Below are 26,248 nucleotides of genomic sequence, written 5' to 3'. Positions count from 1 at the left end.
AGGCCGATGAGAGTGTCAGGGTCTATCAAAACCTCAACACCCTCATCGGAGAGCTTGCCCTGGCTAAATCTGGTCAGTTATCTCCAGGAATCCCCTGCCTTTAGGCATGGGGAGGATGTCAATGTTAGAATATACTTTTAAAAGCCTGTGGCGTTCTATATGGGAAAAGGTCTTGTGGAAGAGTTGGATTGGATAGATCTGTGGAATGAGATTTTGCTCAAAGCTCAAAAAGGTCAAGAATTGACCGATACGGAGCTTGCACGTAAAGCGGGAGTCAAAATAGATGAGTTAAGAAAACTGAAAAATGGAGTGCTTAATGAAAAGGCTCTTTTTTTAGTGGCTCAGGCTCTTTCCTTGAGTGGTGAAATTCTGCTCTCCATGGCTACTGGAAAATGTAATCCTCAACCATTGTCTCTTCCCTACTTTTTAAAAAAAATATCTAGTGAAGAGAGACCTGAAAAAAAATCTTATTTGTTAATAGACAAGAGAAGTAACAAAAAATTCTTGATAGATCCTCCAAATAAGCAATTGATCGAAAATTATTATGTTAATGATCAGGAGGATGGACTGGATCATGTCTTTCTTTTTTCTTTGGAACAAATTCAGGAATTAGCCGATATTTTAAAAAGTTTTTCCTTGCCTTTTTCTGCTCCTTCTAAAGAGGGGCAATTGGAAAAGAAAGAGCAATGGTTAGGATCGTTCAGAGTGGAGCTTATTCCTTTAATCGATAAAATATTTTACTTTGTCCATCCTCCTGAATCTTCTCCTTTAGTTTTTGTCGGAAAATATTTTATTTCTGGCTCTATTTCCTATGAAGAAACCGGTTATTATAAGACTCTTGAACTGATTCGATCTACGCTGTTTGGATTTTCGGATGAAACCATCATTTGTCCCAGGATTGGCCCCCTATCAACCGTTGGCTTTGAAAAAGGACATAACCCTTTTTTCCCTGAATACCAGATTTATTCTTCTTTTCAAATGCTGACCGAAATTTAAGAAAATCTAAAAAGCTTTGTTTTATGATGAGCCATCCAAAAGTTTTAAAGCACAACAATTTTTATTTTTTTATGAAATGCAAAATATTTTAGGTTAAATTTTGTCGGAGCTACGGTTAAATGAATGACGAATATAAATTATTAAAAATATTTTCTGGGAGAGCGAATCCGGCTTTGGCAACAAAGATTGCTCAGTATGTCGGCATCCCTCTTGGACAAGCAACCATTTCATCCTTCCCTGATGGAGAAACCTTTGTAAAATTTAACGAAAATATTCGAGGCAGAGATGTTTTTATTGTGCAGCCTACCTGTCCTCCGACCAATCATAATCTAATGGAATTATTGATTATGATTGATGCTGCCAAAAGAGCAAGTGCTGCAAGAGTTACAGCCGTAATTCCTTTTTATGGTTATGCCAGGCAAGATCGGAAAGATCAGCCAAGAGTGTCTATAACGGCCAAGCTGGTTGCGAACCTCCTCGTAGCCGCTGGAGCCAACAGAGTGCTGGCAATGGATCTTCATGCCCAACAAATTCAAGGTTTTTTTGACATTCCCGTAGATCATCTTACAGCTGTTCCTGTTTTTTATAAGTTTCTTGAGACAAAGAATCTTCTCGATCTTGTTGTTGTCTCTCCAGATGTAGGAGGGATAAAAATGGCCTCTACCTACTCTCAATTGCTGGGCAAAGGGCTTGCTTTAGTAGTTAAGAAGAGAGTGGATGCCTATCATACGGAAGCGGATTTCGTTGTTGGGGATGTGGAAGGGAAGGATGTATTGATTGTCGATGATTTAACAGAAACGGCTGGAACTGTGGTTTCTGCGGCAACAATTTTAAAAAAAATGGGAGCCAGAAGGATTTATGCTGGAATTTCTCATGCCGTTCTAAATCAGATTGGTATAGGCAGGCTGAGAAATTCACATCTCGAAGAATTAATCACTACCAACAGCGTTCCCGTTCCTGTAGTTGAAGGAGTTCGGGTAACGGTGTTAGATGTGGCGCCTCTTTTAGGAGAAGCCATTAAAAGAATTCATACAGGGATGTCCGTGACCTCTCTATTCGAAGTTGACGGAAAGAAAATTAATCTTTAAAAATCATTGTGTGCAGAACCTTTTGAAAGTTAATCCTCAATTAATTAGCGATATAGTTCGACTGTTAGAAAAAAATGCTCGCCTTTCCATATCGGATATAGCTTCGGCTTTAGGTATATCCGTTGAGGAAACAGCAGCTCTTTTAAAAGAGCTTGAAAAAGAAAAGTTCATTTTGGCCTATAAGACCATCTTTGATCCAGAAAAAATACAGAAAAACAGAGTGCGTGCTGTCATTGAAGTCAAAATTACTCCTGAGCGAGGAGGAGGTTTTGATAAGCTATCCAAGCGAATAGCCGGATTTGAAGAGGTTACTTCTTGTTTCTTAATGAGTGGGGGCTATGATCTACTTGTTTTCCTAGAAGGAGAAAGTCTAAAAGAGGTTGCTCTTTTTGTTTCAGAAAAATTGGCTACGCTGCCTGGGGTTATTTCTACATCGACCCATTTTATGCTAAAAACTTACAAAGATCAAGGGATCATTTTTTCAGCTCCATCCCATTTTCGTCTGCCTGTAAGTCCGTAATTTCCTTCCATGAAAAAACATCCCGCTATCAATTCTACCCAAAAAATAGTGCCTTTTGATTTTCGAACCAAGCTACCAATAGCCAAACATCTTTCCTTAATTGGAAAATCGTCAATCAGGGATTTTTTCGAACTTGTCCAGAACCAAACGGATGTTATTTCCTTAGGGATTGGTGAACCGGATTTTGATACCCCCTGGATGATTAGAGAGGCAGCCATTTATTCCCTTGAAAAGGGACAGACAGGCTACACATCTAATCTTGGCCTTATAGAACTCCGAAAATTAATAGCTCAATATGTATCGAAACTAATCGGTGTCGACTACAACCCTTACGAAGAGATCCTTGTAACAATAGGGGTTTCAGAAGGGCTTGATTGTGCTTTAAGAGCGATAATTGATCCTTTTGACGAAGTCATAATCCATCAGCCTTCTTATGTGTCTTATGTTCCTTTGGTGGTTCTTGCCTACGGGGTGCCTGTCATTGTTGAAACGTTGGAAAAAGACGGATTTCAACTTGATCCAGTCGCGGTCGAAAAAAAAATTACCCCAAAAACCAAAGCAATTATTCTAAACTTCCCCACGAACCCTACAGGAAGTATTGAAAATGAAGAGAAACTGGAAGCCATTGCTCAATTAGCTTCTAAGCATAATCTTTATGTGATCAGTGATGAAATTTATGCGGAACTGATATATGAAGGCACCCATCGTTCGATAGTCGCTTTTGATAGAATGAAAGAAAGGAGCCTTTTCCTCCATGGGTTTTCTAAGGCGTTCTCTATGACAGGATTTAGGATAGGGTATGCCTGTGGCCCAAAGGAGTGGATTGAGGCGATGATGAAAATTCATCAATATTCGATCCTCTGTGCCTCTTCTATTGCTCAGCAAGCAGCCATAGAAGCCTTATTGCATGGAAAGAAAGATATGGAACAGATGGTTGAAGAATATAGATTGCGTCGGAACTTTCTATGGAAAAATCTTTCTTCCTTAGGTCTTGTTGGGAATCTTCCTAAAGGGACCTTTTACTATTTTCCTTCGATTCGACAGTTTGGACTCTCATCAAAAGAATTTTGTTATCGACTTCTCCAGGAGGGAGGAGTGGCACTGGTTCCTGGTTCTGCTTTTGGACAAGGAGGAGAAGGATATGTGAGATGTAGTTTTGCCACCCGTTTTGAAGACCTCAAAATAGCTGTGCGAAGAATCGAAAGTTGGTTAAAAAAAATTGAAAAAGAAGGCAAGAAACAATAAATGAATAATTAGGAAAGAAAGTTTATAATATTTAGGAAAAAAAATTTAATAGAGATCAAGGAGAATTGTGGGTATTCAGACTACGCAAGATAGGCAGCCGGAAAAAATTAGCCAGTTTACCGTTTTCATGGAGAATAAAGCGGGAAGACTTTTAGAGTTAGTGCGCCTTTTGGAAAGTCATGAAATCCACATTATAGGTTTTACTATCTTAGACACATCCGAAGCCTCCACCATTCGATTAGTGGTTGATGATCCTCAAAATGCCAGAAAGATTCTTGCTGAAAATGGAATATCTTATACTGAATGTTCTCTGATTGCCTTAGAGCTTCCGCAATCAGCCGAAGATCTAAGAAAAGTCCTTACTGTGCTACTTCAAGCTGAAATCAATATTTATTTTAGCTATCCTTTCCTGACAAGACCCTACGGCAAAGCGGTATTGGCACTTAGGGTTGAAGATGAAGAATTAGCCATATCCGTGCTTTTAAGGAACAATTATCGGGTGCTTTTCCAAAAAGATATCAGCAGGTAGAAAAAGTTTTTTTAAAAAAGATTGTTTTTTTTTCTTATATTCTCATTGTAGCTATTATGTCTAAGTCTTACGTTTTTGCTTCTGAATCCGTCACTGAAGGCCATCCAGATAAAGTATGCGATACCATTTCGGATACCGTTTTGGACCATTGCCTTCAGCAGGATAAGTTCAGCAGAGTGGCCTGTGAGACCCTTGTGAAGGAAAACCTGGTTGTGTTAGCAGGAGAAATCACTACCAAGGCTAATCTAGATTATATAAAGATTGTCAAAGATACCGTTCGGCAAATAGGATATAATGATCCCAAAAGCCTATTTTATCCTGAAAAATTACATATCGTTTGTGCGATTTCCAAACAAAGCCCAGACATTGCCTTGGGGGTTGATGGGAAGAAGGAACGTCATAATATGGGAAAAAATCCCGATCAGGGTGCAGGGGATCAAGGGCTGATGTTTGGTTTTGCATGTACTGAAACTCCTGAACTTATGCCAGCTCCAATTACTTTTGCTCATAGACTTTCAAGAAGATTAACTGAATTAAGAAAAAAAGAAGGGTGTCCTTGGTTACGGCCTGATGGAAAAACGCAAGTCTCTCTTTATTATGAGGATAACAAACCAATGCGCGTGGAGGCCATTGTTGTCTCGACACAGCATACCGAAGAGGTTTCAAACAAAGAAATAGAAGAAATCATAAAAAAAGAAATCATTCAGAAGGCTATACCTGAAGAATTTCTCCATAAAAAAACGGTTTTTTACATTAACCCAACTGGTAGGTTTGTTGCGGGAGGGCCAGATGCCGACTCTGGAGTTACTGGGAGAAAAATTATTGTTGATACCTATGGAGGCATGGGGCGACATGGGGGAGGGGCATTTAGTGGGAAAGATCCTTCGAAAGTGGACAGAAGTGCTGCTTATATGGCTAGATATATTGCCAAGAATATTGTGGCAGCAAAAATTGCTACCAAAGTCGAAGTTCAAATAGCTTATGCTATTGGGAAAGCTGATCCGGTTTCGGTTGCTGTGGACACTTTTGAAACGGGACTTGTTGAAGATCAAAAAATAGAAAGAGCGATTCGTGAGGTCTTTCGGCTTAAGCCTGCTGAAATAATAGATGAACTGAACTTACTTCGACCTATTTATAGTAAAATCACCAATTATGGCCATTTTGGCAGAAACGACGAGTTGGATATCTTTAGCTGGGAAAAAACGGATAAAGTAAATGATTTGCTTACTGCCGTAGGATTGGTATAAACAGTTCAAAACGCCATCCAGTTACAAGACCCTTCTCTATCTTTTCATGAATAAATCAACAATCCTAATAGAATAGTTTTAAAATTAGAAGCATGCCTAAGGAAGGAGTGAATATGGCTGATTTTAAAGTAAAAGACATGGAGCTTGCCGATTTTGGACGAAAGGAAATTGAAGTAGCAGAGGATGAGATGCCTGGGCTGATTGCTCTTAGAAAAGAATATAAGGGAGTATATCCATTAAAGGGAACTAGGATTGCTGGCTGTCTTCACATGACCGTTGAGACGGCTGTTTTAATAGAAACCTTAGTTGAGCTTGGAGCATCGGTTAGATGGAGTTCCTGCAATATTTTTTCTACTCAGGATCATGCTGCTGCGGCGATTGCAGCTAAGGGAATCCCAGTTTTTGCTTGGAAAGGTGAAACATTGGAGGAATACGAGTGGTGCATGGAACAAACGTTAAGATGGCCCGATGGTCAAACTTTAAATATGATCTTAGACGATGGGGGTGATCTAACTGAACTTGTCCACAAGAAATATCCAGAACTACTCGATGGGATTGTAGGTATTTCTGAAGAAACCACAACAGGGGTTCATAGATTGTACCAAAGAGAAGCTAAAGGGACCTTGGGGCCGCCATCTATGAACGTTAATGATTCCTGCACAAAAAGCAAATTCGATAATCTCTATGGGTGTCGGGAATCCTTTCTTGATGGGGTAAAAAGGGCTACGGATGTGATGATTGCAGGCAAAATTGTCGTTGTCTGTGGGTATGGGGATGTTGGGAAAGGCTGCGTCCAATCAGCCAAAGGGATGGGAGCGCGGGTTATTGTTACTGAAATTGATCCTATTAATGCCTTGCAAGCTGCAATGGATGGTTATGAAGTAACTCTTTTGGAGGAGGTTGTAGAAAAAGCTGATCTGTTTGTAACAGCGACTGGATGCATTAATGTCATCCGAAGAGAACACATGGATAGAATGAAGTCAGGAGCCATCGTATGTAATATTGGACATTTCGATTCAGAAATAGAAGTAAGATCACTCTATGAGGATAAAAACCTGCAACGGATCCAAATAAAACCACAGGTAGATATGTTCCTTTGGCCGAATGGAAAAAAATTGTACGTGTTGGCTGAAGGACGGCTTGTAAACTTAGGATGTGCTAGTGGACATCCTAGTTTTGTCATGAGTGCCAGTTTTACCAATCAAGTTTTAGCTCAAATTGAATTATGGACCAAACGCCACAGTGGGGAATATAAAAGGGGTAAAGTCTACACTCTGCCCAAGATCCTCGATGAAAAAGTGGCAAGGTTACATCTAGAAAAGCTTGGCGTGAAACTAACCCGCTTGACAAAAGAGCAAGCGGATTACTTAGGTGTTCCAATTGAAGGACCCTATAAACCTAACCATTATCGCTATTGAAATTTCTTCTAGACAGGTTTGAGGGCAAGAGGAGAAAATTCAGAACAAAAAGCCTGGATGGAGGCTTTGTTTCTATGGGCCTTATTTTTCTCCCTCGTTAACTGAACAACTCTTTTCAAGGAATTCGATAATATGGGAGATCATCTCCTCAGGAATTTGAGCACCAAGTTGTTTCATTTTTTCTACTTCATGCCTCCAGGTTTTTAAAGAAAATTTTGGTTGGAGGCTAATGATGGTTGTACTATGGCACATGGAACAATAGCTCTGCACAATTTCTTGTCTTTCCCCCGTGGGTAAGGGCTCGGTTGTAAGAGGATAAGCGCCTACCGCATAGACAGAGCTGGAATCTTGCGGATACGGGGTAAAAGGAAAGATTACTCCAGATGTATCAAGAGTATATAATCCAGCCTCGCCAATTTCAGTTACATCCATAGAGGCTTGGGAGAAAGATGCAGAAGCAATAAAAAGAAGGCATAAAAAAATAGGGATTTTGGAGAGAAAAGATATCCTGGAACGATAGTGCTTAATTTTATGCATATTTTCCAACCCAAACTTTTTGAATTTCAATCGTATTCCAACAATAGCCTCCAGGATTCCATATGGGTGTAGTCGGTTGGGTATTCCCCTTCTCATCCCAGGCCCTGGAAGCAAGCAAGTATTCCCCAGGCTGTCTTGGGGTCCAGTTTAAATGCCAAAGCCGGAATGAATATTTTCCTAAGTCTCTCTCTAGCATTGCTTCTTGCCAGTGAGAACCGCCATCAGCAGAAAATTCTACCTTGACGATTCTCCCATAACCACTGAAGGCTATTCCCTTGACTTGCACTCCCATTTTTTCGACTAATTTCACATCCCCAGTTGGCTGAATAATAAAAGATCTAACAGGCATCTGAATATCCCCAATGGGAATAGTCTGGATAGGAGCTTTTTTTTGATATTCCTCAAATGTAATGGAGTTCCCGTTGGTTTTGGGAATGCGATAAGCGGTTTTCATCCAAAAGTTTGTGTCTGGAGTCTCCAAGGCTCGAATCCAGGTCAGATGTTTAATCCAGTAGGTGGCAAACTTTCCTGGAACAACCAGTCTTAATGGAAAACCGTTTAATAAGGGAAGTGGCTCTCCATTCATGGCATAAGCAAGAAGCGTTTCTTCTAAAATAGGATCATTTCTATCAAGGGATTTAATAAATGCATGAGCAGGAGTGCCTTCTGGAGTTCGACCATAATCGAATCCTTGGAATTGAATTTGCACGGTATTGGGTTTTATTTTTGCTTTTTGCAAGACATCAATGAGCCGCACTCCCGTCCATTTCGCATTCCCCATAGCCCCATTGCCCCATTGAGCTCCAGGGACTCTAGGATAAAATCTGCTTCTAGAATTTCCCGAACATTGGTTGACAGCCACAACCGATACAGGCTCAAATTGAGTCAGTAGGTCTGCAAAAGAAAAAGAAATAGGATTAGAGAAATTTCCTTCAAGGTAGAGCCTCCATTTAGAAAGATCAATGGAGTTAGGAATGCCATCAAGATGATATCTTACATAAAATGCCGCGTTTGGTGTAAAAGGAAACTCGAAAAATTCCCGTGGGGTTTCAAGTACGATAGGTCTATCGTTTAATCGAATGAGAGGAAGCTTTTGGGGCTCATAGGCAAAAGGATTTTGGCTTGTCCAGTATGGACTGGGATTGGATGAAGATAGATGGATCTTTCTTGTCTCCTCTCCAGCAAAAGATTTTTGAAAAGCTAAAGTTGAGAGGGTAGAAAATCCAAAAATTTTCAGCCAATCTCTTCTAGAAATAACAGGAAAATTCAAAAAGTATTTTAAAAACTCTTTATCCATTATGTAATATCCTGTAATATTCTGTTTATATAAATCAACAGGATAAAAAAGCAAAAGTTTTTCTTAATAAATCCCTATAAGTCCAGCCTTAAAATTCCCATGGCTTTTCAAAAGCTTCTTCTGAAATCATAAATTGAGCAGGTGGATCAGGAAGAAGTTCATCTCGTGGCCTTTTGAGATGTTTGCCAACCGTTAGATCTTCAGGAAAAGAGTCAGCAATAAGAATTTTTGTTCCAATACTCACCAGATTAAAAAACTCAATGGCCGTTTTTCCGTGAAGACGGATGCAGCCATGTGTCCGTGGCGTAGTCCATACAAAGCCTTCATGAAAACCATATCCAGGGGCAAACTCTACCCAGTAAGGCATAGGATAGCCGACATATTCCCACGGACCTCCAGGAGGTGGTTTTGATGGGTTTTCAGTGGCTCTTATATCATTGCCTTTTACCCAGAATCCATAACTATGAGAGCGTTTTTTTATTGATTTTGCGCTAATGTAGAATACTCCTTTGGGGGTCGGGTGCCCACTTTTCCCTACTGTACAGGGGGCTACAAAAATAACCTTACCTCTATCGAGAACATAAACAGCTTGGTTTTGCAGGGAAGTTTTAACGATTCTTTCCTTGTTCCCTGTTGAATTTTCCTCATTCGAACCGGAGATATCCTTTAAAGCAAAGGCTGAAGAAAAGAGATAAAAGAAAAAAAAATAGAGCAAATAAATCATAGAAAGGATGTTAATAAAGGGTTTTTCTTTTCCCACAAGATGGGAAATATACTAGGAGTTTTGAGGATCGAAAAGAAAAAAAACGAATGTAGAAGATTGGGTTCTAAAAAATCTATGGAAGAGGATGCTATGATCTATTCAAACAACCTCTGGAGGAAATGGACCTATGCAAAACTGTCTAGCATGCAGCAAGGAAGCATCTTGTCATTGCCTTGGCAGGAACAGAAACCGGACAAATTACTGATACTTTAGCAGGAAATGATATCTTTTGACATTGGAGCTTACTAGCCTTAAAGCTCCCCTCGCTGTGTGGTTTAAAGAATAAAGCGGGAAGCAACCTGATGTGATCTCCTAAGAAATTTGTCCATAAGTTGCCAAACGATTACCGCATGCAAGATTCATTCAATGTATCGGCTGTATCGAAAAGGGAAAAAGCTATGGAGCTCATTCTGCTCCGAAGTTCTTAGTTTTTCTTGTTGATGAAAAGGGAAATCAATTGCCTTACAGCCTTTTTTATATTCCTTTTTCTTTTCTTCTGTTTTTTTATACTGCTTGCTCATGTAAAAATGAAAAAGCAAATAATGTGCCAAAAGCCTTTTCATGGACTTAAAACAATGGTTTTAGAATCCACACTTTTGTTTCTCCAATTGTTTTTTCCCAATGAATTGACCAGAAATCAGGCAAACGAAGTATGTTTTTAGAATAAAACTCCCAAACAAACAGTCCTTCAGAGTCTATATTCTGATGCACTAGGGAGAGTAAGGAGGAACTATCGACAGGCTTCGATGCTTTGATATAGGGCGGAGAGGCAAAAATAAGTTCATATTTCTCTTTGTTCTTTTGTAGAAATTTAAAGACATCCATCAGAATTAATTTCCCTTCTAAATGGGCTTTTTTAAGATTGTTACTTATGCAACCAATGCATTCTTTGGATAGATCGACGAAGGTGCAGAAAGAAGCCCCTCTGCTCAAAGCCTCGATTCCAAGAGAGCCGGAACCAGCAAATAGATCAAGGACATTTCTGCCTTCTATCCAGTCTCCAAGGGAAGAAAAGATGGCAGCTCTCATTCTCGATAGAGCCGGGCGAACAACGGTTTTCTTTGGCACATGAAGAGGAGTTCCTTTGGCAATTCCACCTATAATTTTTAGGGACATAGCAAGAAGGCAATGAAAGGCTAGGAGGTTATTTGGTGAAAATAAGGGGAGGAGAAAGAAGAGAGGAGCCGGAGGGAGAAAGTCTGGGCAGGGGGTTTGGTTGGATGAATGCAGCTTTGGGGTTAGCCAAAGTGCCAGAAATTTTGACTGGAATAGAACTTAAAGCATTTGAATGAATGTTTAGTTTGTTTAGAAGAGCATCTGGAAGCTTTCCGTTAAAAAACGTTTTATTGAGTAATATCTTTAGATCCATATCTATAGAACTATCGAAACGGAGAAAGCCGTTGCCAGTCATTGAAAAGGAATTTGATAAAATAGCCATATCTGATAAAAAAATTTTTCCTTCTTTGATCTTAAACGAACCATACCATTTCTCAAACTCAGGACTGTTCAAATTGGTATTTTTAAGCAATTCAGAGAGTTCTTGAAACAGAGCTAAGTTTTTTATCTTTCCTTGTTCTATTTGAAAAGTGCCATTTCCTTCAATAGCATTAAGTTCCACTTTATTGATAGATCCATTAGCTTTACAACTTAACGACCCAAAGATCGAATAAGAACCATGGGGATCAAACAAACTAAAAAGCTCTTCAATTTTTGACCCAGAGGAAATAATTTTCCACTGGAGCTTCTTTTCTCTATCCTGATTGTTAGTGCTGTTCGATAGACTTAAATGTAATTTGCCACCTGCGAGCAAGGCATCAAGATCTAAATGTTGAAAAACTTTATGGAAAAAAATGTAATTAAAATGAACATTATGAAGCAATGGAACAGAATTAATATATGCCAGAAGAGCTCTTCCAGAGCAGGAGGCTTTCTGTTTTTTTAGATCTATGCTTTCTTGTTCTTCAATCCCTTGAAGAATGAACAACGGAGTTTGATAGCCAGAAAAAATTTTTATCATTCCATTCCGGATGAGAATATTTCTAATTGGTAGAGAAGCAGCTAGTTTTCCTGAAAAAAGCGAAGGAAGCTCTTCCCCATTGCTGCCTTCTTCTATCAAAGGAAGAAGAAGATGGCGTCCTTGATGGAGTTCAAAGGATGTTTTAGGGTCCATCAAAAAGACATCAAAAAATATACCATGGCTAAAAGGGGAGAATCCGTTTTTTAATTGGATGGCAGTGGATTCGAAAAGAAGAGGACAATTTTTAGAGAGTGAATTTTCAATCTTCAATTTTTCAAGGCTTACGGTGAAGGGAAAGGAAAAATGAACTTTTTCGATAGTTGTGGGAATACCAAAAGCATCGGTTAAAAACGATTCGATGAAATGAACCATAGCCGGTTTTTTTTCCATTTTTTGTAAAATCAAAAAGAAGCTTAGAAATAACAATAGCAAAGTGGCGAGAAGTAAGATAAAAAATTCGACGAGCTTCAGAATAACGCGCACAAAGAAATAGTGTATATGTATTTGAGGTAAAGGCTAGTGCAGAATAAGATTTGTATTATTTTCAATCCGGCGGCTCGAGGAGAAAAAGCTAAATATCTCCTTACTAAGTTGCATAGCGTTGTAGGGGAAGTCCCGATTAAGATTAGCCAATATCCAGGAGATGCAGAAGCTAAAACGGAGTGGGCTATCGAGCAAGGATATGACCTGATTGTTGCTGCCGGTGGGGATGGAACGATCAATGAGGTGGTTAATGGGTTTAACGGCAGAGAGGTGACACTAGGTATCATTCCTTTAGGAACGATCAATGTTTTTGCAATGGAACTTGGCTTGCCTAGATCGATAGAGAAAGCTTGGGCAATTATATTAGAAGGAAATGTAAAAACAATCGATTTACCCAAAGCCAACGACCATCCTTTCGTACAGCTTGCAGGAGTAGGATTAGATGCTAAGGTGCTGCAAGTCACTCATAAGGATATAAGAAAGAATTTTGGTCCTCTGAGTTATGTTTTTAGCGTCACCAAACTGTTGAAGGAACCACAACCCTTAATAGAAGTAAAATTAAAAGAAGGCAAACGTTTTTTTGGTTCTTTTCTTTTAGTTGGCAATGGGAAATATTATGGGGGACCATTCTCAGTTTTCCCTAAGGCTCGACATGATGACGGAATTCTAGATGGTTGCCTATTTTCGCGCGTGAGTTCAACCATATTGTTAAAATGCCTCTTCAAAAGTTTTTTCAACAAAATGCCTACGGACTGCGAAGTCACTCACTTCCAGTCGAAGCAATTCCAGGTGAGCTCTCCAGAAGAAATTCCTGTAGAGCTCGATGGAGATTTTTATGGGTATACTCCAGTGAGTTTCAGCTGCGAGCAACACAAATTAAAAGTGATCGTTCCTCCAACTGAGAAGACAACATGTTGAAGGTTTTTTTTTGAAATAAAAAGCTTGATTTTTTTTCTATTTTTCCCATTTTTATAAGTTCCCAATTGTGTTGGCGGGATATTCTCTTCGGAGTGGGGCTTGAGGGACAATGAGCGGCAAGCCTTAAGGAAGGTTCCATTGGAATAATAAAAATATTGAGAGTAAAGAACAACTAGCTTTATTTAAAAAAAGCAGGAGTGGGGAAGTGTATGCCTACGATCAATCAACTTGTACGAAAAGGTAGAGAAGCTTTAAAAAGAAAAACCAAAGCACCGGCTTTGGACAGTTGTCCACAGAAAAGAGGTGTCTGTGTTCAGGTGATGACAAGGACCCCCAAAAAGCCAAATTCCGCTTTAAGAAAAGTTGCAAAAGTAAGATTAACCAATGGTAAGGAAATTATTGCCTACATTCCAGGAGAAGGACATAATTTGCAAGAACATTCTATTGTTCTGGTTCGGGGTGGAAGGGTAAAGGATTTGCCAGGTGTACGCTATCACATTATTCGAGGCACGTTGGATGCTTCTGGAGCTGTTGGTCCAAGTAATACAAACAAAATGAATAGGAATGTATCACGAAGTAAGTATGGAGTGAAAAGGCCTAAGGCTGGCGCAAAACCTGCGGCTAAAACCAAATAACCAGAGCATTCCATCTGGAAGGAAAATAATCGAATTTACAGGGGATATTGAAAATATATAGTATGTTTTGAAAAGGGCTTAAACAGTTTCAATTTAAGTTGGCACTTTCTTGCGCAAAGATATATATTTTGAACAACTATCGCAAGATAGCCAACATTGGAGTTGTCCGGGCTGTGGCACCCTACAGGACCGGGAGGTGAATGCGGCCAGGAATCTCTTGGCATATGGATTGGCCGCCCTAAGCGGCTTTACGGTGAGGGCTGGCCGGATCTGAAGCCTGTGGAAAGAAAGGCTCTGGCTCGGGCCGCAAGACCCGAATGAAACTAGCCTCGGTGAAGCAGGAAGTCAGCTTCGAACCTGTGTTAGTAGAAATGAGTAAGTCTGAGGGAACGGTTTAGAAGGGACTATAGAAAAGAGTCATTAGTCTTTATCGATGCTCCTTTGTCATAGAGGCATCGTTTAAATATTTTGATAGTAGAGTGGGTTTTTTACTAAAAAGCCAAATTGGTGATTAGGTTTGGAATGTTTTATGAGAAGAAGAAGAGCTGAGAGAAGGGAACTAGAGCCGGATCCGAAATATGGTTCTGAACTTATTACAAAGCTGGTCAATACGGTGATGAGAAAAGGAAAAAAAAGCGTGGCCAGAAGAATCGTTTACGATGCCATTGAGGCATTGAATCAAGACAACAAGGAAGGAGATCCGGTGGAGATTGTTAGAAAAGCGGTGGACAATGTAAAACCAAAGCTGGAAGTGAAATCCAGAAGAGTGGGTGGAGCAACCTATCAAGTGCCAGTTGAGGTCAACCCTCATCGCCAAGTCTCCCTGGCATTGCGTTGGATTGTGCGATATGCCAATTCTAGGAAGGGAGTTCCTATGTCCAAAGCATTGTTTTTGGAGCTCATGGATGCGGCTAATGGTCAGGGAAGCTCGATTAAGAAAAGGGATGAAGTCCATAAAATGGCGCAGGCAAATAGAGCTTTTGCGCATCTTCGTTTTTAAAAGAATGGATCTTTTGATATATGGTTGAATATCGCATTTGGAAGCAATAGTTTAAAAATAAAGGATTTTTTATGAGTAGCGAGTTACTACAAACTGTAAAAAGCCCAGCAGTGAATTCTCCTCATCGAACCTTCCCTTTAGAAAGAACAAGAAATATAGGGATTGCCGCCCATATCGATGCGGGAAAGACGACACTTACCGAAAGGATTCTTTTTTATACTGGGATGATTCATAAGATGGGGGAGGTTCACGAAGGGACAACAGTTACCGACTGGATGGAGCAGGAAAGAGAACGGGGGATTACTATTACGGCGGCGGCTATTTCTTGTTTCTGGCCTGAGAAAAAGGAGCAAGGCTTAGTAAAGTTGTTCGAAGGCGAAAAATTTAGGATTAACATCATTGATACCCCGGGGCATGTCGATTTTACTGCAGAAGTGGAGAGGTCTTTGCGAGTGCTAGATGGAGTGATTGTAGTATTCTGTGGAGTGGCTGGAGTACAACCGCAATCCGAAACGGTCTGGAGGCAAGCGAATCGGTACAAAGTCCCTCGAATTGCTTTTGTTAATAAAATGGATCGGATAGGGGCCGATTTTGATAAAGTCATCGAAGAGATTCGGACAAAGCTGGATGGTTATGCTTGGCCAGTGCTTCTTCCTTTGGGAAAGGAAGATCAACTCCGCGGTCAGATAGATGTCATCTGTCAAAAGGCTATAGTGTATACGGATAATGACAAACTTGGTTCCACCTATGTGATAACGGATATTCCCGCAGAGTATCAAGCTGTTGCACGGGAGGCTAAGGCTAAACTTATTGCTGCTTTAGCAGATCGAGACGAAACAATGGCTGAGCTCTTTCTAGAAGAAAAGGAACCTTCTCCTCTTGAGATAAAACTGGCTATTCGCAGACTCGTTGTTAAAAATGAATTTGTACCTGTCGTAGGAGGCTCTGCTTTTCGTAATAAAGGCGTTCAATCTTTGATCAATGCCGTTATCGATTATTTACCAAGTCCCTTAGATATTGATCCCCCAAAAGGACAGCATCCTTATACCCATGCTCCAGTAGAAGTCATTGTAAGTGATGCCTCTAAATTTTGTGCCCTTGTCTTTAAAATATGGTCTGATCCTTATGTAGGCAAACTGGTGTTTTTTAGGGTTTATTCTGGGATTTTGAGAAAAGGAGACAGCGTTTATAATGTCCGGACCGGAAAGAAGGAAAGAATCAGTAGAATAGTTCAAATACAAGCCAACGAAAGAAAAGATATCGAAGTGGTCTATTCCGGAGATATTGCAGCTCTTGTTGGAATTAAAGAAGTGGCTACTGGGGACACCCTTACTGCAGAAGGCTTTGAAGTGTCTTTGGAGCCTCCTGTCTTTCCTGAACCTGTCATATCTATGGCTGTAGAGCCTAAAGCTCAGTCAGATAGAGAAAAACTTTCTCATTCTTTGCAACGGTTAATGGAAGAAGACCCCACTTTTCGAGTTCATACGGATCTTGAAACTGGCCAGACTATTATATCGGGAATGGGAGAGCTTCATCTCGATATTATTATCGATAGGCTAAGGAGGGAGTTTGGAGTCAGTGTCAATGCGGGCGCTCCTCAGATTGCTTATAGAGAAACGATTAGAAAACATGCCGTAGGAGAAGGAAAATTGATTAAGCAAAGTGGTGGTCGTGGCCAGTATGGACATGTGATTCTGGAGATGGCACCTCTGGAGCGGGGCAAAGGGGTGGAATGGGAAAGCAAAATTGTTGGAGGCACCATCCCCAAAGAGTATATTCCGGCCTGTTTTAAGGGAATTCAAGAAGCATTAGGCGCAGGTATTCTCTACGGCAGTCCCGTAACAGATCTTAAAATAACAATTATCGATGGAAGTTACCATGAAGTGGATTCGAGTGAATTGGCTTTTAAAATGGCTGCTATATTTGCCGTTAAAGATGCTCTTAAAAAAGCCGATTGCTATTTGCTTGAGCCTATCATGAAAGTGGAAGTGTCCACACCTTCTGAATTCCAAGGCGATATCCTTGGGGATTTAACTCGAAGAAGAGGCAAGATTCTTAATGTGGAAACCAAAGGGAATACCTCTATTATTAATGCAGAGGTGCCTCTGGCAGAAATGTTCGGATATGTCAATGATATCCGTTCGATGTCTAAGGGGCGGGCAGCCTATTCGATGGAGCCTTCTCATTTCGAAGAAGTCCCCGTTCATATTTATAATGCACTATTGGATCAAAAGAAAAAATAGGAAAAGGGGGGATGACAAATGGCTAACAAAATTAGGATTCGTTTAAAATCTTTCGATTATCGTCTATTGGATAGGGCAGCTTCTGAAATTGCAGAAACTGCTCGAAGAACAGGTTCTGCTGTATCAGGTCCAATTCCTTTGCCTACGAAAATAGAACGGTGGGCTGTGAATCGGTCACCACATGTTGATAAGAAGAGCATGGATCTATTTGAAATTAGAACTCATAAGAGGCTTATTGACATCAAAGAACCAACCTCTAAGACGGTAGATGAATTAAAAAAATTAAATTTACCTGCAGGTGTTGATATTAGCATTAGGATTTAATGGGGAAAAAGAAAAGCAGTTATTGGAGTTTAGCATTGAGGGAAGAATTTACCGGAGTTTTCAACTTATAGAGGAGAGAGAGAGGAAAAAAAACAAAACGGATTACTATGAGCATCAAAGGATTTGGGCTAATGGCAAGGAAAGTGGGTATGACCCAACTGTTTGATTCTAAAGGTAGATTATGTCCTCTAACGGTTCTAGTTGCAGAGCCAAACGTGGTGGTGCGATTTAATAAAGAGGAGAATATTGTACGCTTGCAAGTGGGTTTTGAACAAGTAGCAGAGAGAAAGCTAAGCAAACCTCTTTTGGGACATTATAAGAAAAATGGGATCAGCCCTCGGAGGTTTCTGAAAGAATTTGTATTTGAGTCAGAAAAACAGTGGCAGCCTGGGCAAACACTCTCTGTAAGGGATTTTGAAGAAGGTGAAAAAGTAGACGTTATTGGAATTACTAAAGGGAAGGGATTTCAAGGAGTAATGAAAAAACATGGATTTGCAGGTCAACCTGCCTCTCATGGATCTAAAACCCATAGGAGAAATGGGGCTATTGGGGAGAGATCATTCCCAGGAAGAGTATTTAAAAATCAAGGGATGCCAGGACATATGGGAAGAGAACGGGTAACTATACAGAATTTGGATCTTTTTAAAATTCTTCCTGAAGACAATGCGCTTCTAGTGACTGGGAGCGTCCCTGGGGCTAGGGGGGATGTAGTCATTGTTCGAAAAGCTATAAAAGGGCAAGCATCGAACAACAAATAAGTTGATAACCAAAGGTTTCGTCATGGAATTGCTAAGTAGAGAAAAAGCAGAACAGTATGGATTGGTTTTCCCTAAGATTAAAGAAAGGGATCAGGTGTTGCATGATGCCCTTTGTGGATATCTTGCGAATATCCGGAGTGGCACTCGAGCTACAAAGACAAAGGCAACCGTTAAAGCTTCTGGTAGAAAACCATGGAGACAAAAGGGAACAGGTAGAGCTAGGGCTGGATATGTTTCTTCACCAATATGGGTAGGAGGAGGAGTAGTATTTGGGCCACAGCCAAGAGATTTTTCTAAAAAAATTCCCAAAAAGATTAAACAATTAGCATTAATCAAAGCTTTGGCTGCGAAAATAAATGATGAATCTGTCCTATGCATAGACAATGCGAATCTTGCTAAGATTAAAACAAAACATATATTTTCATTACTTGATGGATGGGATGGGAAAGAGAGTTGTTTGTTGATTTTAAAATCTCCCAATAGGAATGTCTTACTTTCCGGAAGAAATATTCCCCATTTAAACATAGTTACGGCTTGGGATGTGAATGCCTTGGACTTGGTGAGCTTTAGGAAAATTTTTATTGAAAAAGAAGCCATTACTATCCTTGTTGAAAGAATTAAAAAGCATCATCAAACTGGCAATGCCAATAGCCAATAACCATAATGGAGGCAATCTATGAATGATCCGTTTTCTATCCTCCGGCAAGCTAGAGTGACTGAAAAAGCTACGATGCTAAGGGAACAAAACAAGTATCTTTTTGATGTCGATCCAAGGGCGACCAAAATTGATGTTAAGAAATCGGTGGAAAAGGCTTTTGGGAAAAAGGTTCTTAAAGTTAATTTATATCACGTCCAGTCAAAGACAAAATGGAATAGAATAGGCAGGCCGGGCAAGACTCCAAGGATTAAAAGGGCAATCGTCCAGTTATATCCTGGTGAAAAAATAGACATTACAGTTTGAAAGGAAAGAGTATGGGAATAAAAAATTTTCGACCGTTGACACCCACTTTGCGGTTTGTAGCGTTGGATGATTTTTCCGACATTACCAATAGAAAGCCCGAATGGTCTTTAACCGAACCATACAAAAAGAAGGGTGGAAGAAATAACTATGGAAGGATTACGGCTCGTCATAGAGGGGGGGGGCATAAACAACGTTATAGGATTGTAGATTTTAAAAGGAACAAGTTTGGAATACCAGCTATAGTAGAGAGTATAGAATACGACCCAATACGAACGGCTCGAATTGCTTTACTGAAGTATGAGGATCAAGAAAAAAGATATATTATTGCTCCACAGGAACTGAAAGTGGGTAGTCGGGTGATTAGTGGCCCAGAGGCTCCACCAGAAGTGGGGAATGCTTTGCCTTTAAAGAACATTCCTTCGGGCCTTCCGATATACAATATAGAGTTGGTACCTGGAAAAGGAGGACAGCTAGTTCGCTCTGCTGGAAGCAGTGCTTGCATGATGGGTTTAGATAAAGAATATGCCATTGTGAAGTTGCCTTCTGGAGAAGTGAGAAAAATTTTCTCTGAATGCTATGCAACTATTGGGCAAGTCAGCAACCCGGATCATTTCAACAAATCTCTTGGAAAAGCCGGTAGAACAAGATGGCTTGGCTGGAGACCTCGAGTTAGGGGAGTGGCCATGAATCCAGTAGATCATCCTAATGGAGGGGGACAAGGAAAAAGTAAAGGCGGGGGAGGATGGCAGCAGTTGGAATCTCCATGGGGGAAACCAGCCAAAGGCAAAAAGACAAGGAAAAAAAGGAAAAATTCTACTAGGTTTATTGTGGAAAGACGGCCTAAGAAAAAGAAGAAAAAGTAAAGGGAGGGAGCTACTATGGGTAGAAGTCTTAAAAAGGGACCTTTTGTAGATGCTCATTTACTAGAGAAAATAGAAAAGTTAAAAGGAGCAAAAAAGCCTATTAAAACATGGTCAAGGCGATCGATGATTATACCCGATTTTGTGGGACATACCTTTTTGGTGCATAATGGAAAAACCTTTCAATCTGTCTATGTGACAGAGAATATGGTGGGGCATAAGTTAGGGGAATTTGCTCCGACCCGCACCTTCAGAAAGCATGGTGCACATACCGAAAAGGCTTCAGTGAAATAGGAGATTCATATGGAAGTTCGGGCAGTATATAAAATGGCTAGGATTTCAGCGTTTAAATCTAGGGATGTTGCACGTTCCATAAAGGGGATGGATGCTAAAGAGGCTTTTAATCTGCTGGCATTCTATCCTAAAAAAGCGGCTCGGATTCTACGAAAAACGCTTGGCTCGGCAATTGCCAATGCGGAAAATAATCACAATTTGCGAGTCCAAGATCTTTATGTAAAAGGGGTCTTTGTAGAGGAAGGACCAACCTTTCGACGGTATCAACCTAAGGCTCGGGGGAGCGCTGGGATTATAAGGAAGCGGACGAGTCATATTAAGGTGATTTTGGAAGAAAAAGAAAAATAAGAAGGAAATAAGGTATTCTTATGGGACAAAAAGTAAACCCAATTCTATTTAGGCTGCCAGTTAATAGACAATGGCGATCGATTTGGTACGCGGATAAAAAAACTTTTCCTAGATTTATTTGGGAAGACTATCAGATTAGGAAATTTATTAAAAAACGGTTGGAATCAGCTGCTGTATCAAAGATTGTTATAGAAAGAGCTGGAAACCGTGTACGGATCAATATTCATACAGCTCGGCCAGGGTTGGTTATTGGGAGAAGAGCGGCTGAACTCGATAAGATCAAAGAGGAGATTGCTAATATTGTTGAAAAAGGAAGGGAAGTTTTAATTGATGTTAAAGAAGTTAAACATCCAGAACTTGAAGCCCAGCTGATAGCTGAAAATATTGCCCTGCAGATTGAAAGAAGGGTGGCTTATCGAAGGGCAATCAAAAGGGCTATACAACTGACTATGGATGCTGGAGCAATGGGGATTAAGGTAAGATGTGCAGGAAGGTTAGGTGGAGCGGAGATTGCTAGGGCTGAGCGGTATCATGAAGGCAAAGTTCCACTTCATTCTCTCAGAGCAGATATTGATTATGGGTTTGCAGAAGCTCTGACGGTAGCTGGAAAAATTGGAGTGAAAGTATGGATTTGTAGAAAGGAAGATATAGCGACGGCGGTCGTTTAATAGTTTAGCAGGAGATTTCTATATGCCCCTATTGCCTCGAAGAGTAAAATATAGGAAAAGTCAGCGTGGCAGCCGAAAAGGGAACGCGACGCGAGGAACTGAATTGGCTTTTGGATCTTATGGAATGCAGGCTTTGGAGAGAGCCTGGATCACTAATACCCAAATAGAAGCAGCGCGTGTTGCTATCATGCGCAATGTAAAAAGGAAAGGTAGGTTATGGATTAGAATTTTTCCTGATAAATCTGTAACGGCGCGACCTCCAGAAACTCGTATGGGTAAAGGTAAAGGCCAACCTGCATTTTGGGTTGCTGTTGTCCTACCGGGTAGAGTACTTTTTGAACTGGATGGACTACCAGAATCAGTGGCTAAGGAGGCAATGAGGCTTGCTGCCGCAAAGCTTCCGATTCACACCCGTTTTATAACTAGGGAGAGGTTGATTAAAGTATGAAAAGCAAAAATCTGCTCACTGAATTAAGATCGCTAGGAAAGCAGGAGCTTTTAGTTAAAGAACAGGAATGCCGGGAGGAACTTTTTCGGTTGCGAATGCAAAAATCAACGGCTCAGCTGGAAAAGCCATCGCGCATCAAGGAATTGAAAAAGCTGATAGCACGGATTAAAACGATATCCAAGCAAAAGTTCGCAGAAGAAGGTAAGTAAAAGGGGGGGATTAAGATGGAAGAGAATATGGAACTCAAAACTGTTGCCAATGAGAAAGCCCTATCTAAAAGAAAACCGAAGGAGAAGATAGGCACGGTGGTATCGACGAAAATGGCGAAAACTGCTGTCGTCCTTGTATCTAGGCATAAGTCCCATCCTTTATATAAAAAGGTTGTTTTGGTGAGAAAAAAGTTTTATGCACATGATGAAGAAGGTATTGCCAAAGAAGGAGATAAAGTTCGAATTCAAGAGTGTCGCCCATTGAGTCGCTTGAAGAGGTGGAAAGTGGTAGAGGTTTTAAAATCATAGTAAATGGGAAGGGGGTCAAGAAATGCTTCAGATACGTAGTTGGTTAGAGGTCGCCGATAATACAGGAGCAAAAAAAGCGACCATGATCGGAGTGATTGGTAGAAAAACATTGGTTGCAAAAGTGGGGGATATTATTACTGCTTCGGTCAAAGATGCCATTCCTAATGGATCGGTAAAAAAGGGAGAGGTGGTAAGAGCGGTGGTGGTACGGACTAGAAGCCCGATTAGGAGAAGTGATGGCTCCTATCTTAAATTTGATAATAATGCTATCGTCATCATCGATAAAGAATCTAATCCTAAAGGAACTCGAATATTTGGTCCTGTAGCTCGAGAATTGCGCGAAAAGAATTTTATAAAAATTCTTTCCCTTGCGCCGGAGGTAGTATGAAGAAAAGGGGAGAAAAAAAGTGCATTATTCCATTAAAAAAATTTCCTGTAAAACGGGGCGATGAGGTCATCGTTATATCGGGCAGTGAACGTGGCAAAAAGGGGAAAGTCTTGCAGGTTCTCAGACAAAAAAGTAAAGTCATAGTGGAAGGAATTAGGATGATGAAAAAAGCGGTACGGCCTACCCAAGAAAATCCACAAGGAGGTATTATTGAAAAAGAAATGCCCATTTCAATTTCAAACGTTATGCTTTTTTCAAGATGGGAAGAAAGACAGAAAAAAAAGAAGAGCACTTCAACAACCGAAGCATAAAAGATAACCCTTGCAAAAGGGTTTGATGGCATGTTGGCTAATATAAAGGAAGTACCCAAAGAAAATGAAAAGTGATATGCCCACCTTTTGGAAAGCCTACAAGGAAATAGTGGTTCCTCATCTGATGGCTTTAAATAACTATAGGAACATCCATGAGGTGCCCAAAATAGTAAAAATCACCATTAATTGCTGTGTGGGTTCCTCTGGGGATATAAAAGTAGCCTTAGAGGAAGCAGTCAAGGAGCTTGCATTAATAACAGGGCAGAAGCCAGTAAAGACGAGAGCGAAAAAAAGTATTTCCAATTTTAAGTTAAGAAAAGGTCAAGAGATTGGCTGTATGGTCACATTAAGGGGAGCGAGAATGTATGAGTTTTTGGAAAGATTTGTCTGGGCGGCTTTACCCAGGGTCAGGGATTTTAGGGGTCTTCCTACTCGTTCTTTTGATTCCCAAGGTAATTATACAATAGGTATTAAAGATCATACAATTTTTCCTGAAGTAGATATTGAAAACATTAAGAGGAATCTAGGATTTGACCTGACGATTGTCACCACTGCGAAGACAAAGAAAGAGGCAATCGATCTTCTTTCGGCGATGGGTTTTCCGTTCATTGGAGAAAAGAATAAACCGCTCGTTTTATCTGCTGTATCTGCTTAAAGAGAGCTAAGAGTAAGGGGAGGTATAATATGGCTACCAAAGCGTGGATAGCAAAGCAAAAGAGAAAACCGAAATTTAGTACAAGAAAGTATAACCGATGCCAAATCTCCGGGAGGCGGAGGGCTTATATGAGGAAATTTGGGCTTAGTAGGATTCAATTTAGAGAATTAGCTTCATGGGGAGAAATTCCGGGGGTAATTAAAGCTAGTTGGTAAACAGGGAAAGGAAATATGACAACGGATCCTATTGCTGATTTCTGTTCTGCATTGCAAAATGCTGCATATGCGAAGAAAAAAGAATTAACTGTTCCTTATTCTCGGATTAAAGAGCAAATCGCTAAAGTGATGCTGGATGAGGGGTATTTAGAAAAATCTGAAAAAATAGCCATTGGTAAAAATATATTTGTATTGAAGCTAACTATCAAAGATCCGGCTCTTATAACCAAAATAAAAAGGATAAGTAAGCCTGGATTACGGCAATATGTTGGATTTAAAGAAATTCCCAATGTATTAAGAGGTTTAGGAATTTGCATCCTTTCTACATCGAAAGGAATAATGGCAGGGCATAAAGCAAAGAAAATGCGAGTGGGGGGAGAACTTTTGTTATCGATTTATTAAGAGGGGTTGAAACATGTCAAGAATTGGAAAGATGCCTATTAAATTGCCGGATGGGTTACAACTGACTATCGATAAGAATGTTGTAACTTTTGTGGGGAAAAAGGGAAAGCTTTCTCATTCATTGCCCGACTTTTTGAAAGTTCATAAGCGTGATAATACTTTAGTGGTGGAAAATGTATCCGAAAGTCGCCAGGCCAAGGCGATGCATGGATTGCATAGATCCCTACTGTATAATGCCCTTGTAGGGGTTCAGGAGGGTTTTCAAAAAAAATTGGAAATACACGGCATTGGCTTTAAAGCTTCGGTTGAAGGAAGAAAGTTAGTGATGCAATTAGGCTTTTCTCATCCTGTTGTTTATGAAATCCCCGAAGGAGTAACGGTAAAAGTCCAAGACAATACAAAGTTGACGGTAGAAGGGATTGATAAATGTTTAGTAGGGGCGGTGGCAGCGGATATTCGAGGGTTTTATCCTCCGGAGCCCTATAAGGGAAAAGGGATAAGATATGCGGATGAACAAATCCGAAGAAAAGCGGGGAAGACAGCTCAAAAATAGGAAGGGAAATTGGCTATGAGAAAAAATAGATTGGAAGCAAGAAAGATTCGTCATCTGAGAATAAGGAAAAAAGTTTTTGGCACATCGCAAAGACCGCGGTTAAGTGTTCATATTTCTAACAAACATATCTATCTCCAAATAATAAATGATGAAGAAGGAAAAACTCTTGTTAGTGCATCGACTAGAGAAAAAGCATTTTCCGAACTAAAACCAAATATCAATGGGGCAGCAAAATTGGGAGAAGCCATTGCTATACGGGCGCAAGAAAAGAAAATAAGTAAAGTAGTTTTTGATCGAGGGGGATTCTTATATCATGGGAAAGTCAAAGCCTTAGCAGATTCTGCAAGAGCAAAAGGATTGGAGTTTTAAAAGAATGAATTCAAAAGAAAATTCTATCTCACCTGCAATTTTAGAGGAAAAGTCTTCCTATATTTCAAAAGAAGAGGAAGGGGCTATAGAGCCTAAAGGCTCTAAAAAAAGGATTCGGCGTCATTTTGAAAAGAAAGATCTTAGACAGGATGAGTCTTTCCATGAAGAGTTGATGGATAGGGTCATCTATGTGAACCGGTGTGCAAAGGTAGTAAAGGGTGGTAGACGGTATAGTTTTGGGGCCTTAGTAGTTGTAGGCGATAGGGCTGGACAGATTGGATTAGGTTTTGGAAAGGCAAATGAAGTAACTGACGCTGTCAAGAAGGCTACAGAAAATGCTCGAAAAAATATGGAACAGATAATGAGAAACGGTGATACCATTCCACATGAGGTGATAGGAGAATTTAGTGGAGGAAAAGTGTTGTTAAAGCCTGCTTCTCCAGGCACTGGGATTATTGCCGGGGTTACGGTTCGTTCTATATTGGAAGCAGCAGGTATCAAGGATGTTTTAACGAAATCGTTAGGTTCAAAGAATCCCTACAATGTGGCTAAAGCTACTTTTAAAGCATTAGCTCAATTGAAATCTCGAGACGAAGTTTTTCAGAGAAGAGGAAAAGAAATAAATCTTTCCTCTAAAAAATAACAATGTAAGCTGACAATGAGAATGATTTTATAAGGAACCAGTTATGATGCTTAATGATATCAAACCTGCAATAGGAGCCAAGAAGAGAAAAAAAAGGGTTGGCTGTGGAGAAAGTTCAGGTCATGGCAAAACTAGTGGCAGAGGGCATAAAGGACAGAAAGCACGCTCTGGGGGATCGATACGAATAGGTTTTGAAGGCGGTCAAATGCCACTTATCCGAAGAATCCCCAAAAGAGGATTTAATAATAAGCGCTTTCATATTCAGTATGCACCTGTTAATCTTAGCTCCATCGAGGGAATTACTGAGGAGATAATAGACGAAAACTTGTTAAGGAAATTGGGATTAGTCAAAGGAAGAGTCGAGGGGATAAAGATATTAGGAAAAGGAGAAATCAGTAGAGCCTATGTTTTTAAAGTCCATGCCGTGAGTACTTCTGCAAAAGAAAAAATCGAAAAAGTAGGCGGCAAGATTGTATTGATTCAATAGGTTTTTATTCCATTTTTATCTATAATCTGGAGTAATTGTCTAGAATGTTCTCTGGGTAGAATGAATAAAAAACTGTGGAATTGTAAAATTCTTTAAAATTATATTGATGA

Annotated in this window: 37 protein-coding genes; 31 read left to right on the top strand and 6 right to left on the bottom strand. The window is 40.1% G+C overall.

From position 1 onward, the window contains the following. Positions 1-159 precede the first annotated feature (159 nt). The 7 genes from A7Q09_RS03410 to ahcY all read left to right on the top strand — a co-directional run bounded on the left by A7Q09_RS03410 (position 160) and on the right by ahcY (position 7,043). A complete protein-coding gene (locus A7Q09_RS03410) occupies positions 160-996 on the top strand; it encodes a hypothetical protein (RefSeq protein ID WP_134389901.1) in 837 nt (278 codons plus the stop codon). Between the two features lie 119 nt (positions 997-1,115). Then, positions 1,116-2,084: a ribose-phosphate pyrophosphokinase gene (locus tag A7Q09_RS03405; RefSeq protein ID WP_134389900.1), complete on the top strand. Its 969-nt coding sequence runs from the start codon at positions 1,116-1,118 to the stop codon at positions 2,082-2,084. Between the two features lie 10 nt (positions 2,085-2,094). Continuing rightward, positions 2,095-2,604 (top strand): Lrp/AsnC family transcriptional regulator, encoded by a 510-nt coding sequence (locus A7Q09_RS03400; protein WP_208526670.1) that lies wholly within the window; start codon positions 2,095-2,097, stop codon positions 2,602-2,604. Positions 2,605-2,613: 9 nt separating this feature from the next. Next, positions 2,614-3,849 (top strand): pyridoxal phosphate-dependent aminotransferase, encoded by a 1,236-nt coding sequence (locus A7Q09_RS03395; RefSeq protein WP_134389899.1) that lies wholly within the window; start codon positions 2,614-2,616, stop codon positions 3,847-3,849. Positions 3,850-3,916: 67 nt separating this feature from the next. Further along, the gene (locus A7Q09_RS03390; protein ID WP_009061316.1) at positions 3,917-4,378 is read left to right on the top strand and encodes an acetolactate synthase; all 462 of its coding nucleotides are present in this window, start codon (positions 3,917-3,919) and stop codon (positions 4,376-4,378) included. A 56-nt stretch (positions 4,379-4,434) separates the two neighbouring features. Then, entirely contained in the window at positions 4,435-5,625 is a 1,191-nt protein-coding gene (gene metK, locus A7Q09_RS03385; RefSeq protein WP_134389898.1) for a methionine adenosyltransferase, read from the top strand. 113 nt (positions 5,626-5,738) lie between these two features. Beyond that, positions 5,739-7,043 (top strand): adenosylhomocysteinase, encoded by a 1,305-nt coding sequence (gene ahcY, locus A7Q09_RS03380; RefSeq protein WP_134389905.1) that lies wholly within the window; start codon positions 5,739-5,741, stop codon positions 7,041-7,043. 81 nt (positions 7,044-7,124) lie between these two features. Here ahcY and A7Q09_RS03375 read toward each other — a convergent pair whose 3' ends face one another. The 6 genes from A7Q09_RS03375 to A7Q09_RS03350 form a co-directional block, all read right to left on the bottom strand. Next, complete coding sequence (locus tag A7Q09_RS03375; protein WP_134389897.1) at positions 7,125-7,580, bottom strand: cytochrome C; 456 nt, start codon at positions 7,578-7,580, stop codon at positions 7,125-7,127. After that, positions 7,573-8,877, bottom strand: coding sequence for a molybdopterin-dependent oxidoreductase (locus A7Q09_RS03370; protein WP_134389896.1), 1,305 nt, complete (start codon positions 8,875-8,877; stop codon positions 7,573-7,575). The genes A7Q09_RS03375 and A7Q09_RS03370 overlap by 8 nt, the downstream gene beginning before the upstream one ends. Before the next feature lie 88 nt (positions 8,878-8,965). Continuing rightward, positions 8,966-9,637, bottom strand: a complete 672-nt coding sequence (locus tag A7Q09_RS03365) for a L,D-transpeptidase (protein WP_134389895.1) — start codon at positions 9,635-9,637, stop codon at positions 8,966-8,968. 362 nt (positions 9,638-9,999) lie between these two features. Continuing rightward, positions 10,000-10,203 (bottom strand): hypothetical protein, encoded by a 204-nt coding sequence (locus A7Q09_RS03360; protein ID WP_134389894.1) that lies wholly within the window; start codon positions 10,201-10,203, stop codon positions 10,000-10,002. A gap of 4 nt (positions 10,204-10,207) precedes the next feature. Continuing rightward, positions 10,208-10,756, bottom strand: a complete 549-nt coding sequence (locus tag A7Q09_RS03355; protein WP_134389893.1) for an RsmD family RNA methyltransferase — start codon at positions 10,754-10,756, stop codon at positions 10,208-10,210. A 28-nt stretch (positions 10,757-10,784) separates the two neighbouring features. After that, positions 10,785-12,047, bottom strand: a complete 1,263-nt coding sequence (locus tag A7Q09_RS03350) for an AsmA-like C-terminal region-containing protein (protein WP_134389892.1) — start codon at positions 12,045-12,047, stop codon at positions 10,785-10,787. 129 nt (positions 12,048-12,176) lie between these two features. Between A7Q09_RS03350 and A7Q09_RS03345 the strand changes: the two genes are divergently transcribed. From A7Q09_RS03345 to rplO, 24 genes are all read left to right on the top strand, one after another. After that, on the top strand, positions 12,177-13,058 hold the full coding sequence (locus A7Q09_RS03345) for a diacylglycerol kinase family protein (RefSeq protein WP_134389891.1): 882 nt from the start codon (positions 12,177-12,179) through the stop codon (positions 13,056-13,058). Between the two features lie 209 nt (positions 13,059-13,267). Further along, a complete protein-coding gene (rpsL, locus tag A7Q09_RS03340; protein WP_039721842.1) occupies positions 13,268-13,693 on the top strand; it encodes a 30S ribosomal protein S12 in 426 nt (141 codons plus the stop codon). Between the two features lie 529 nt (positions 13,694-14,222). Continuing rightward, positions 14,223-14,693, top strand: coding sequence for a 30S ribosomal protein S7 (gene rpsG / locus A7Q09_RS03335; protein WP_009061292.1), 471 nt, complete (start codon positions 14,223-14,225; stop codon positions 14,691-14,693). 71 nt (positions 14,694-14,764) lie between these two features. Continuing rightward, positions 14,765-16,936, top strand: a complete 2,172-nt coding sequence (fusA, locus tag A7Q09_RS03330) for an elongation factor G (RefSeq protein ID WP_134389890.1) — start codon at positions 14,765-14,767, stop codon at positions 16,934-16,936. Positions 16,937-16,954: 18 nt separating this feature from the next. Then, complete coding sequence (rpsJ, locus tag A7Q09_RS03325) at positions 16,955-17,260, top strand: 30S ribosomal protein S10 (protein WP_039721840.1); 306 nt, start codon at positions 16,955-16,957, stop codon at positions 17,258-17,260. Between the two features lie 107 nt (positions 17,261-17,367). Next, entirely contained in the window at positions 17,368-18,018 is a 651-nt protein-coding gene (gene rplC / locus A7Q09_RS03320; protein ID WP_134389889.1) for a 50S ribosomal protein L3, read from the top strand. A 22-nt stretch (positions 18,019-18,040) separates the two neighbouring features. Further along, positions 18,041-18,676 carry a 50S ribosomal protein L4 gene (rplD, locus tag A7Q09_RS03315; protein ID WP_134389888.1) on the top strand — a complete coding sequence of 212 codons (636 nt, stop codon included), beginning with the start codon at positions 18,041-18,043 and terminating at the stop codon, positions 18,674-18,676. A gap of 18 nt (positions 18,677-18,694) precedes the next feature. Continuing rightward, entirely contained in the window at positions 18,695-18,979 is a 285-nt protein-coding gene (gene rplW / locus A7Q09_RS03310) for a 50S ribosomal protein L23 (protein ID WP_134389887.1), read from the top strand. Positions 18,980-18,990: 11 nt separating this feature from the next. Next, positions 18,991-19,842, top strand: a complete 852-nt coding sequence (gene rplB, locus A7Q09_RS03305) for a 50S ribosomal protein L2 (protein ID WP_134389886.1) — start codon at positions 18,991-18,993, stop codon at positions 19,840-19,842. 15 nt (positions 19,843-19,857) lie between these two features. Continuing rightward, a complete protein-coding gene (rpsS, locus tag A7Q09_RS03300) occupies positions 19,858-20,133 on the top strand; it encodes a 30S ribosomal protein S19 (RefSeq protein WP_009061276.1) in 276 nt (91 codons plus the stop codon). A 9-nt stretch (positions 20,134-20,142) separates the two neighbouring features. After that, a complete protein-coding gene (gene rplV, locus A7Q09_RS03295) occupies positions 20,143-20,481 on the top strand; it encodes a 50S ribosomal protein L22 (RefSeq protein ID WP_134389885.1) in 339 nt (112 codons plus the stop codon). Positions 20,482-20,501: 20 nt separating this feature from the next. After that, positions 20,502-21,149 carry a 30S ribosomal protein S3 gene (gene rpsC / locus A7Q09_RS03290; protein ID WP_134389884.1) on the top strand — a complete coding sequence of 216 codons (648 nt, stop codon included), beginning with the start codon at positions 20,502-20,504 and terminating at the stop codon, positions 21,147-21,149. Positions 21,150-21,171: 22 nt separating this feature from the next. After that, on the top strand, positions 21,172-21,597 hold the full coding sequence (gene rplP, locus A7Q09_RS03285; RefSeq protein ID WP_009061269.1) for a 50S ribosomal protein L16: 426 nt from the start codon (positions 21,172-21,174) through the stop codon (positions 21,595-21,597). Beyond that, on the top strand, positions 21,594-21,806 hold the full coding sequence (gene rpmC / locus A7Q09_RS03280; protein WP_134389883.1) for a 50S ribosomal protein L29: 213 nt from the start codon (positions 21,594-21,596) through the stop codon (positions 21,804-21,806). Before rplP ends, rpmC begins: the two co-directional genes overlap by 4 nt. A 15-nt stretch (positions 21,807-21,821) precedes the next feature. After that, entirely contained in the window at positions 21,822-22,115 is a 294-nt protein-coding gene (rpsQ, locus tag A7Q09_RS03275) for a 30S ribosomal protein S17 (protein ID WP_134389882.1), read from the top strand. 22 nt (positions 22,116-22,137) lie between these two features. Next, positions 22,138-22,503, top strand: coding sequence for a 50S ribosomal protein L14 (gene rplN / locus A7Q09_RS03270; protein WP_134389881.1), 366 nt, complete (start codon positions 22,138-22,140; stop codon positions 22,501-22,503). Further along, positions 22,500-22,814, top strand: a complete 315-nt coding sequence (gene rplX / locus A7Q09_RS03265) for a 50S ribosomal protein L24 (protein WP_134389880.1) — start codon at positions 22,500-22,502, stop codon at positions 22,812-22,814. Before rplN ends, rplX begins: the two co-directional genes overlap by 4 nt. A 64-nt stretch (positions 22,815-22,878) precedes the next feature. Then, positions 22,879-23,469: a 50S ribosomal protein L5 gene (gene rplE, locus A7Q09_RS03260; RefSeq protein WP_347877495.1), complete on the top strand. Its 591-nt coding sequence runs from the start codon at positions 22,879-22,881 to the stop codon at positions 23,467-23,469. Positions 23,470-23,498: 29 nt separating this feature from the next. Next, positions 23,499-23,684, top strand: a complete 186-nt coding sequence (locus A7Q09_RS03255) for a type Z 30S ribosomal protein S14 (protein ID WP_134389879.1) — start codon at positions 23,499-23,501, stop codon at positions 23,682-23,684. 15 nt (positions 23,685-23,699) lie between these two features. Continuing rightward, positions 23,700-24,086, top strand: coding sequence for a 30S ribosomal protein S8 (gene rpsH / locus A7Q09_RS03250; RefSeq protein WP_134389878.1), 387 nt, complete (start codon positions 23,700-23,702; stop codon positions 24,084-24,086). Between the two features lie 13 nt (positions 24,087-24,099). Beyond that, on the top strand, positions 24,100-24,639 hold the full coding sequence (rplF, locus tag A7Q09_RS03245) for a 50S ribosomal protein L6 (protein ID WP_134389877.1): 540 nt from the start codon (positions 24,100-24,102) through the stop codon (positions 24,637-24,639). 15 nt (positions 24,640-24,654) lie between these two features. Next, positions 24,655-25,008: a 50S ribosomal protein L18 gene (rplR, locus tag A7Q09_RS03240; protein ID WP_134389876.1), complete on the top strand. Its 354-nt coding sequence runs from the start codon at positions 24,655-24,657 to the stop codon at positions 25,006-25,008. A 4-nt stretch (positions 25,009-25,012) separates the two neighbouring features. Beyond that, positions 25,013-25,651: a 30S ribosomal protein S5 gene (gene rpsE / locus A7Q09_RS03235; protein ID WP_134389875.1), complete on the top strand. Its 639-nt coding sequence runs from the start codon at positions 25,013-25,015 to the stop codon at positions 25,649-25,651. A gap of 43 nt (positions 25,652-25,694) precedes the next feature. Beyond that, positions 25,695-26,138 (top strand): 50S ribosomal protein L15, encoded by a 444-nt coding sequence (gene rplO, locus A7Q09_RS03230; protein ID WP_134389874.1) that lies wholly within the window; start codon positions 25,695-25,697, stop codon positions 26,136-26,138. The last annotated feature ends 110 nt before the right edge of the window (positions 26,139-26,248 follow it).

This window comes from Methylacidiphilum sp. Yel (assembly GCF_004421185.1).
Taxonomy (GTDB): Bacteria; Verrucomicrobiota; Verrucomicrobiia; order Methylacidiphilales; family Methylacidiphilaceae; genus Methylacidiphilum.
The sequence above is the reverse complement of the archived record's forward strand: the minus strand, read 5'-3'. Positions and strand labels throughout refer to the sequence as shown.

Bases quoted from the DNA above. Each gene is read 5' to 3' on its own strand.
- rpsQ (WP_134389882.1), top strand. From the start codon at position 21,822: ATGGAAGAGAATATGGAACTCAAAACTGTTGCCAATGAGAAAGCCCTA.
- rpsG (WP_009061292.1), top strand. From the start codon at position 14,223: ATGAGAAGAAGAAGAGCTGAGAGAAGGGAACTAGAGCCGGATCCGAAA.
- rpsE (WP_134389875.1), top strand. From the start codon at position 25,013: ATGAATTCAAAAGAAAATTCTATCTCACCTGCAATTTTAGAGGAAAAG.
- A7Q09_RS03405 (WP_134389900.1), top strand. From the start codon at position 1,116: ATGAATGACGAATATAAATTATTAAAAATATTTTCTGGGAGAGCGAAT.
- A7Q09_RS03410 (WP_134389901.1), top strand. From the start codon at position 160: ATGGGAAAAGGTCTTGTGGAAGAGTTGGATTGGATAGATCTGTGGAAT.
- rpsL (WP_039721842.1), top strand. From the start codon at position 13,268: ATGCCTACGATCAATCAACTTGTACGAAAAGGTAGAGAAGCTTTAAAA.
- rplF (WP_134389877.1), top strand. From the start codon at position 24,100: ATGTCAAGAATTGGAAAGATGCCTATTAAATTGCCGGATGGGTTACAA.
- rplD (WP_134389888.1), top strand. From the start codon at position 18,041: ATGGAATTGCTAAGTAGAGAAAAAGCAGAACAGTATGGATTGGTTTTC.
- rplW (WP_134389887.1), top strand. From the start codon at position 18,695: ATGAATGATCCGTTTTCTATCCTCCGGCAAGCTAGAGTGACTGAAAAA.
- rpsS (WP_009061276.1), top strand. From the start codon at position 19,858: ATGGGTAGAAGTCTTAAAAAGGGACCTTTTGTAGATGCTCATTTACTA.
- A7Q09_RS03375 (WP_134389897.1), bottom strand. From the start codon at position 7,580: ATGCATAAAATTAAGCACTATCGTTCCAGGATATCTTTTCTCTCCAAA.
- ahcY (WP_134389905.1), top strand. From the start codon at position 5,739: ATGGCTGATTTTAAAGTAAAAGACATGGAGCTTGCCGATTTTGGACGA.
- rplN (WP_134389881.1), top strand. From the start codon at position 22,138: ATGCTTCAGATACGTAGTTGGTTAGAGGTCGCCGATAATACAGGAGCA.
- metK (WP_134389898.1), top strand. From the start codon at position 4,435: ATGTCTAAGTCTTACGTTTTTGCTTCTGAATCCGTCACTGAAGGCCAT.
- A7Q09_RS03395 (WP_134389899.1), top strand. From the start codon at position 2,614: ATGAAAAAACATCCCGCTATCAATTCTACCCAAAAAATAGTGCCTTTT.
- rplV (WP_134389885.1), top strand. From the start codon at position 20,143: ATGGAAGTTCGGGCAGTATATAAAATGGCTAGGATTTCAGCGTTTAAA.
- rpmC (WP_134389883.1), top strand. From the start codon at position 21,594: ATGAAAAGCAAAAATCTGCTCACTGAATTAAGATCGCTAGGAAAGCAG.
- A7Q09_RS03350 (WP_134389892.1), bottom strand. From the start codon at position 12,047: ATGGAAAAAAAACCGGCTATGGTTCATTTCATCGAATCGTTTTTAACC.
- rplB (WP_134389886.1), top strand. From the start codon at position 18,991: ATGGGAATAAAAAATTTTCGACCGTTGACACCCACTTTGCGGTTTGTA.
- A7Q09_RS03360 (WP_134389894.1), bottom strand. From the start codon at position 10,203: ATGAAAAGGCTTTTGGCACATTATTTGCTTTTTCATTTTTACATGAGC.
- A7Q09_RS03370 (WP_134389896.1), bottom strand. From the start codon at position 8,877: ATGGATAAAGAGTTTTTAAAATACTTTTTGAATTTTCCTGTTATTTCT.
- fusA (WP_134389890.1), top strand. From the start codon at position 14,765: ATGAGTAGCGAGTTACTACAAACTGTAAAAAGCCCAGCAGTGAATTCT.
- rplE (WP_347877495.1), top strand. From the start codon at position 22,879: ATGAAAAGTGATATGCCCACCTTTTGGAAAGCCTACAAGGAAATAGTG.
- rpsJ (WP_039721840.1), top strand. From the start codon at position 16,955: ATGGCTAACAAAATTAGGATTCGTTTAAAATCTTTCGATTATCGTCTA.
- rpsC (WP_134389884.1), top strand. From the start codon at position 20,502: ATGGGACAAAAAGTAAACCCAATTCTATTTAGGCTGCCAGTTAATAGA.
- rplO (WP_134389874.1), top strand. From the start codon at position 25,695: ATGATGCTTAATGATATCAAACCTGCAATAGGAGCCAAGAAGAGAAAA.
- rplP (WP_009061269.1), top strand. From the start codon at position 21,172: ATGCCCCTATTGCCTCGAAGAGTAAAATATAGGAAAAGTCAGCGTGGC.
- A7Q09_RS03255 (WP_134389879.1), top strand. From the start codon at position 23,499: ATGGCTACCAAAGCGTGGATAGCAAAGCAAAAGAGAAAACCGAAATTT.
- rplR (WP_134389876.1), top strand. From the start codon at position 24,655: ATGAGAAAAAATAGATTGGAAGCAAGAAAGATTCGTCATCTGAGAATA.
- rplX (WP_134389880.1), top strand. From the start codon at position 22,500: ATGAAGAAAAGGGGAGAAAAAAAGTGCATTATTCCATTAAAAAAATTT.
- rplC (WP_134389889.1), top strand. From the start codon at position 17,368: ATGAGCATCAAAGGATTTGGGCTAATGGCAAGGAAAGTGGGTATGACC.
- rpsH (WP_134389878.1), top strand. From the start codon at position 23,700: ATGACAACGGATCCTATTGCTGATTTCTGTTCTGCATTGCAAAATGCT.
- A7Q09_RS03355 (WP_134389893.1), bottom strand. From the start codon at position 10,756: ATGTCCCTAAAAATTATAGGTGGAATTGCCAAAGGAACTCCTCTTCAT.